The following is a 6,776-nucleotide window of genomic DNA, read 5'->3' as shown; positions in this document are numbered from 1 at the left end:
GGCAGGTTCACCCAAACGGCCAATGGCGGGGCCGGCGGAAACGGCGGCGGTGCCGGGCTGTTCGGCAACGGCGGGGACGCCGGCGACGGCGGGGCCGGCGGGTCCACCAACGCCCAGGGCACGGGCGGCATCGGCGGCATCGGCGGGAACGGCGGGGCGGGCGCGCGGGTGTACGGCAACGGCGGGAACGCTGGCACGGGCGGGGCCGGCGGGGTGAACAGTGCCAGCCAGGCCGGCGGGCACGGTGGCGCTGGCGGGACCGGTGGAGGCGCGGGCCTGATCGGCACCGGCGGGCACGGCGGCATCGGCGGGGCCGGCGGCAACCAAATCGGTGGCCAAGGTAACGGTGGCGCCGGCGCCAATGGCGGGGCCGGCGGCAGCGGTGGATGGCTGTCCGGCAACGGCGGGGACGCCGGGGACGGCGGGTCCGGCGGGAAAAATTCCGCCGGCGGAACGAACTCCGCCGGCGGCGCCGCCGGCGACGGCGGGGCCGGCGGGAGCGCCCGGCTGATCGGCGCCGGCGGTCACGGCGGCAACGGCGGAACCGGCGGGAACACCGCGGGCAGGCAGACAGGCGCGGTCGGCGGCGCCGGCGGCAACGGCGGGGCCGGCGGCAACGGCGGATCGCTGTTCGGCGACGCCGGGGCCGGTGGCGCCGGCGGGAATGGCGGGAGCAACACCGCGGCGCCCGGGGGCTCCCTGCATAACGGCGTGACGGGCGGCGCCGGGGGCCAAGGCGGTGCCGGCGGAAACGGCGGTAACGCCGGGTTGTTCGGCAACGGCGGCAGCGCCGGCAGCGGCGGCAACGGCGGCGGCGGTGGCGGTGCCCAGCTCGGCACTGACGGAAGCGCCTCCGCCGCGGGCGGCACCGGCGGCACCGGCGGCAGCGGCGGAGACGGCGGCGCCGGCGGCAACGGCGGCCACAGCGGGCTGCTGGCAGGCAACGGCGGAAGCGCCGGCAACGGCGGCAACGCCGGCGCCGGCGGCACGGGCGGCAAAGGCGGCAGTAACGGCGGCGCCGGTGGCGGCAACGGCGGCACCGGCGGCAACGGTGGGCTTGGCGGGACCGGCGGGGTCGGCGCCAGTGGCGGGATGCTCTACGGCAACGGCGGCAGCGGCGGCAACGGCGGGACCGGGGGCACCCGCGGCACCGGCGGGGCGGGCGTCAGTCCGGGCACCGCCGGCGCCAATGGCGGCGGCGGCGGCGGAGGTGCCGGCGGTGCCGGCGGAAATGCCCAGAGCATTGGCAATGGCGGCAACGGCGGTAATGGTGGCGACGGTGGATCCGGTACGCCCGTCGGAACCGGTGGGCTCGGCGCCGCCGCCGGCAGCGGCGGAACGCTATTCGGCACCCGCGGCGCCAACGGCACCGACGGGGCCTAGGCCGTCAGCTACCCCTGCACGTACTCCGCGGCGCCGTCGTCCAGAACGACGCGCGCGTCCGAACCGTCGGGCGCGGAAGCTTCGGTGCGGAACACGGCCTTGCCGGGCTCCGTGCGCCAGATCAGGGTGGTCAGCGTCTCGCCGGGAAACACCGGCGAGCTGAACCGCGCGTCGATCGCGGTGACGTTGGCGGCCACCCCCTTGCCCAGCTCGGCGACCAGCGCCCGGCCCGCCACCCCGTAGCTGCACAGCCCGTGCAGGATCGGCTTGGGGAACCCGGCCAGCTCCCGGGCGAACCACGGGTCGCTGTGCAGCGGATTGCGGTCACCGGACAGCCGGTAGATCAGCGTCTGATCCTCGCGGGTGGGCAGCGGGATCCGGGCGTCGGGCTCGCGATCGGGGAACTCCGGCGCGACGGGCCGCTGGCCCGGCTGCCCGCCGAAGCCGCCCTCGCCGCGGATGACCAGCGTCGTCAGCGTCTCGGCGATCAGCTCCCCGGAGTCCGGGTCCGTGCCGCGCCCGCGCAGCATCACGACGGCGTTCTTGCCCTCGCCCTTGTCCTGTATGTCGGTGACCTCGGTGACCACCGACAGCTTGCCCGCGGGCGGCAACGGCGCGTGCAACCGGACTCCCTGCGATCCGTGTAAAAGCATGGCCCAGTTGAAGGTTCCGATCTTGCCCGCCGCCCCGAACGCCGGGCAGCAGATCACCGCGTACGTGGGCAGCACCTGCTGGGCGATGTCGTGGCTGTTCTCGGTGGTGAACGACAGGTCCTCGGTCCCGCACCCGACGCCGAGCGCGTAAAGCAGCGTCTCCCGGTCCGTCCATTCGAACAGCATCGGGTCGGTCACCGCGCCGACCGCGCTCGGGTCAATCGCCATAGCAGTCTCCTCTCGAGGATTTTTCGCCACCTAACCATCGCAAACCCTTCCCCCCGGCACCGTCGGCAGGGCAGGCTATCGACATGCGCAAGGGGAGCATGATCGCAAAAGCACTAGCCGTGCTCGCCGCGGCGATGATCGTCGGCGCATGCGGCGGGTCACCGCAGGTGCGCAGCATCACGATCACGTTCATCCGGCACGCCCAGTCGGAGGCCAACGCCAGCGGAGTCATCGACACCAGCGTGCCGGGCCCCGGCCTGAGCCCGGAGGGCAAGTCCCAGGCCGAGCAGGTCGCGCACCAGCTCGGCCGCGAGCACTACGACGCCGTCTACGCCTCGACCATGGCGAGGGCCCAGCAGACCGCCGCGCCGTTGGCCGCCGAACTCGGCAAGCAGGTCGAGGTGCTGCAGGGCATTCAAGAGATCAACGCCGGCTGGTTCGAGGGCAAGCCGATCTCGATGGATCCCACCACCTACCTGCTGGCGCCGGCGGACTGGCTTGCCGGCGACACCCAGAACAGCATCCCCGGGTCGATCTCCGGCAAGGAGTTCAACAACCGGTTCACCGCGGCGATTCAGAAGGTCTACGACAGCGGCCACAGCAAACCGGTGGTGTTCGCGCACCTCTACTCCATCGAGTACTGGGTGCTGATGAACGTGACGAACGCCAAGGACAGCCTGCGCACCAGCCACCCGCTGCCCAACACCGGCCGCGTGGTGATCAGCGGCAACCCGGCGACGGGCTGGACGCTCGAGGACTGGGACGGCATCCGCAACTTCGGCGGCTGACGGCTACCATGACCGAATGCGATATGTCGTTACCGGCGGTACCGGGTTTATCGGTCGACGCGTCGTATCTCGTCTGCTAGCCACCGAGCCCGACGCCCAGGTGTGGGTGCTGGTTCGCCGCCCGTCGCTGGGACGGTTCGAACGCCTCGCCGCGGACTGGGGCGAACGGGCCAAACCGCTGGTCGGGGAGCTGCCGGAGCTCGGCCTGACCGACGAGACCCTGGCCGAGCTGGGCCACGTCGATCACGTCGTGCATTGCGCGGCGGTCGACTCGGAGGGAACGCGCGCGGTCATCGAGCTGGCGCGGCGGCTGGACGCCACGCTGCACCACGTGTCGTCGATCGCCGTGGCCGGCGACTTCCGCGGCGAGTACACCGAGGACGACTTCGACGTCGGCCAGCAGCTGCCGAGCCCCTATCACCGGACGAAGTTCGAGGCCGAGTCGCTGGTCCGGTCGACGCCCGGGCTGCGCTACCGCGTCTACCGCCCGGCGGTGGTGGTGGGCGACTCGGTCACCGGGGAGATGGACAAGGTCGACGGGCCGTACTACTTCTTCGGCGTGCTGGCCAAGCTGGCGGTGCTGCCCAAACTCACCCCGATCCTGCTGCCCGACACCGGGCGCACCAACATCGTCCCGGTCGACTACGTCGTCGACGCGCTCGTGGCCCTCATGCACGCCGACGGGTGCGACGGCCGGACGTTCCATCTGACCGCACCGAAAACCGTTGGGCTGCGCGGCATTTACCGCGGCGTCGCCAAGGCGGCCGGCCTGCCGCCGATGCGCGGGTCGCTGCCCCGCTCGGTGGGCGCGCCGGTGCTCAAGGTGCGCGGGCGGGCCAGGGTGCTGCGCAACATGGCGGCCACCCAGCTGGGCATCCCCGCCGAGGTTTTCGACGTCGTCGACCTGAAGCCGACGTTCGTCAGCGACGAGACCCGAAAAGCCTTGCGGGGCACCGGAATCGAAGTCCCCGAGTTCGCCGGCTACGCGCCGAACCTGTGGCGGTACTGGGCCGAGCACCTGGACCCCGACCGGGCGCGACGCGACGACCCAAAGGGCCCCCTGCAGGGCCGGCACGTCATCATCACCGGCGCGTCCAGCGGCATCGGTCGGGCCTCGGCGATCGCCGTCGCCGAACGGGGCGCAACGGTGTTCGCGCTCGCCCGCAACGCCGACGCGCTCGATTCGCTGGTCGCCGAGATTCGCGCGGCCGGCGGCCAGGCGCACGCGTTCGCCTGCGACGTCACCGACTCCGCGTCGGTCGAGCACACCATCAAGGACATCCTGGGCCGCTTCGACCACGTCGACTACCTGGTCAACAACGCCGGCCGGTCAATCCGCCGCTCGGTGGTCAACTCCACCGACCGGCTGCACGACTACGAGCGGGTGATGGCGGTCAACTACTTCGGCGCGGTGCGGATGGTGCTGGCGCTGCTGCCGCACTGGCGCGAGCGCCGCTTCGGCCACGTGGTCAACGTCTCCAGCGCGGGCGTGCAGGCCCGCAACCCCAAGTACAGCTCGTACCTGCCGACCAAGGCGGCGTTGGACGCGTTCGCCGACGTCGTCGGGTCAGAGACGCTGTCGGACCACATCACCTTCACCAACATCCACATGCCGCTGGTTCGCACGCCCATGATCGCGCCGTCGCACCGGCTCAACCCGGTGCCCGCGATCAGCCCCGAGCGCGCGGCGGCGATGGTGGTACGCGGCCTCGTCGACAAGCCGGCCCGCATCGACACCCCGCTGGGCACGCTGGCCGAGGCCGGCAACTACTTCGCTCCGCGGACGTCGCGGCGCATCCTGCATCAGCTGTACCTGGGCTACCCCGATTCCGCCGCGGCGCGCGGGCTGGCCACCGAGGCGCCGACGTCGACCTCGGACCGCCGGCCGAAGCGCCCGGCCCGCGCCGTCACCGCCGGGATCCGAACGCCGCGACCGGTCAAGCGGCTGGTGCGATTGGTGCCCGGAGTGCACTGGTAAACGCGGGGGTTTAGCCCGACGGGATTGCGGTATCCCGGCGCGATGGTCCTTTGCGAAAAGCGGACGAGCGCCGACGCGGTGGCCGCCGCGGCCCGGCAGGTCGCCGCGACCGGCGTCGCCGTGCTGCCCTCGTTCGACGTCACGCACAGCCTCGAGGTGGGCCGCGACGCATGGACCCGGTTCGCCCGGCATTGGCGCCAGTTGGCGCCCGACCCCTACGCGGCGGAGGTGGGGGTGCGGCGGCTGCGCCGCTACGGCCAGTACTCGTTTCGCGGCGGGGTGCTGCGCCCGATGCCCAAGCTCGCGTTCGTGCAGCCGCAGGACTCCAACCCCCTCTACGTCGGCAGGGACCGCGAGTTCGAGCCGCTCACCGACGCGTTCGCCGCGGATCCGCTGCTGCACAAGGTGATCGGGCTGCTGGCCCGGGTGGCCGCCGCCCTGGACGACGTGGCCGACTGGAACGTCAAGGTGCACCCGTTTCGCATCCAGTGCAACGGGGAGGAGGACGGCACTCCGACGCCCGAGGGCATGCACCGCGACGGCGTCACCCTGGTCACCTCGCTGCTGATCGGGCGGCGCAACGCCATCGGCGGCGAGAGCACGGTGTGCGACCTCGAGGGTCGGCGGTTGCTGGCGACGACGCTGGCCGAGCCCGGGACGCTGATGCTGGGCGACGACCGTCGCACCCTGCACGGCGTCTCGCCGATCCGGCCGATCGACGCTTCCGGCCCGGCACAGCGCGACGTCCTGGTGATCACGTTCGCGTCGGCCTGGCCCTAGAATCGCCGGGGTGACCGCCCTCTTCGTCGATGTCGACACCGGCATCGACGACGCGATGGCGCTGATCTACCTGCTGGCCAGCGCCGACGCCGAGGTGGTGGGCATCGCCTCGACCGGCGGCAACATCCACGTGGAGCAGGTCTGCGCCAACAACCTGAGTTTGCTCGAATTGTGCCGCGCCCCTGCCATACCCGTGTCCAGGGGCGCCGACGAGCCGCTGTGCGGCCACTGGCCCCACCACTCGAAGTTCCACGGCCCCAAGGGGTTGGGCTATGCCGAGCTCCCCCGCACCGACCGGCGGCTCACCCGCCACGACGCCACCGCGGCGTGGGTGGCCGCGGCGCGCGCCCGCCCGGGGGAACTAGTCGGCCTGGTCACCGGCCCGCTGACCAACCTGGCGCTGGCGTTGCGCGCCGAACCCGCGCTGCCGACGCTGCTGCGCCGGCTGGTGATCATGGGCGGCTCGTTCGGCGGTGACGCCAACCCGATGGCCGAATGGAACATCCGGGTGGATCCCGAGGCGGCCGGCGAGGTCTTCGCCGGCTGGGCTGGGCAACAACGGCTTCCGATCGTCTGCGGCCTGGACCTCACCCGCCGCGTCGCGATGACGCCGGAGATCCTGGCCCGGCTGGCCTCCGCCTCGGGCCCGTCCCCGCTGATCCCGGTGATCGAGGACGCGATGCGGTTCTACTTCGAATCCCACGACGACCGCGGACACGGCTACGTCGCGTACATGCACGACCCGCTGGCCGCCGCGGCGGCGCTGGACCCGCAGCTGATCACCACCCGGGCGGCGACGGTGGACATCGAATTGGCGGACACCCCGACCCGGGGCGTGACGACCCCCGATTGGTCGGGCGACCGAAAAGCCAACGCCCTGATCGGCGTTGACGTGGACGCCGCGGCGTTCTTCGAGGAGTTCATCGAGCGGGTCGCGCCGTTCGCGCGCGGGCTCGGCTGACGCCG

5 protein-coding genes and 1 pseudogene are annotated in these 6,776 nt (G+C 72.6%); 5 read left to right on the top strand and 1 reads right to left on the bottom strand.

Annotated features, from left to right (window positions below; genetic code table 11):
- Window positions 1–1,383, top strand: a pseudogene (locus A5655_RS28365) (PE family protein); the annotation flags it as partial.
- Between the two features lie 8 nt (window positions 1,384–1,391).
- Here A5655_RS28365 and A5655_RS20630 read toward each other — a convergent pair.
- A complete protein-coding gene (locus A5655_RS20630) occupies window positions 1,392–2,264 on the bottom strand; it encodes a MaoC family dehydratase (protein WP_067013199.1) in 873 nt (290 codons plus the stop codon).
- Window positions 2,265–2,347: 83 nt separating this feature from the next.
- Between A5655_RS20630 and A5655_RS20625 the strand changes: the two genes are divergently transcribed.
- The 4 genes from A5655_RS20625 to A5655_RS20610 are packed head-to-tail and all read left to right on the top strand — an operon-like array spanning window position 2,348 to window position 6,771.
- On the top strand, window positions 2,348–3,052 hold the full coding sequence (locus A5655_RS20625) for a histidine phosphatase family protein (RefSeq protein WP_067013196.1): 705 nt from the start codon (window positions 2,348–2,350) through the stop codon (window positions 3,050–3,052).
- Window positions 3,053–3,068: 16 nt separating this feature from the next.
- A complete protein-coding gene (locus A5655_RS20620; protein WP_067013194.1) occupies window positions 3,069–5,030 on the top strand; it encodes an SDR family oxidoreductase in 1,962 nt (653 codons plus the stop codon).
- A 42-nt stretch (window positions 5,031–5,072) separates the two neighbouring features.
- Window positions 5,073–5,810, top strand: coding sequence for a 2OG-Fe dioxygenase family protein (locus A5655_RS20615; RefSeq protein ID WP_067013192.1), 738 nt, complete (start codon window positions 5,073–5,075; stop codon window positions 5,808–5,810).
- A 1-nt stretch (window position 5,811) separates the two neighbouring features.
- Window positions 5,812–6,771, top strand: coding sequence for a nucleoside hydrolase (locus tag A5655_RS20610; protein ID WP_156764960.1), 960 nt, complete (start codon window positions 5,812–5,814; stop codon window positions 6,769–6,771).
- The last annotated feature ends 5 nt before the right edge of the window (window positions 6,772–6,776 follow it).

It is taken from the genome of Mycobacterium sp. 1081908.1, assembly GCF_001673535.1.
Lineage (GTDB): Bacteria > Actinomycetota > Actinomycetes > Mycobacteriales > Mycobacteriaceae > Mycobacterium.
This window is presented reverse-complemented; position numbering and strand designations above follow the sequence as displayed.

Coding starts and splice junctions, on each gene's coding strand:
- A5655_RS20630 (WP_067013199.1), bottom strand. CDS start 2,264: ATGGCGATTGACCCGAGCGCGGTCGGCGCGGTGACCGACCCGATGCTG.
- A5655_RS20620 (WP_067013194.1), top strand. CDS start 3,069: ATGCGATATGTCGTTACCGGCGGTACCGGGTTTATCGGTCGACGCGTC.
- A5655_RS20625 (WP_067013196.1), top strand. CDS start 2,348: ATGCGCAAGGGGAGCATGATCGCAAAAGCACTAGCCGTGCTCGCCGCG.
- A5655_RS20615 (WP_067013192.1), top strand. CDS start 5,073: ATGGTCCTTTGCGAAAAGCGGACGAGCGCCGACGCGGTGGCCGCCGCG.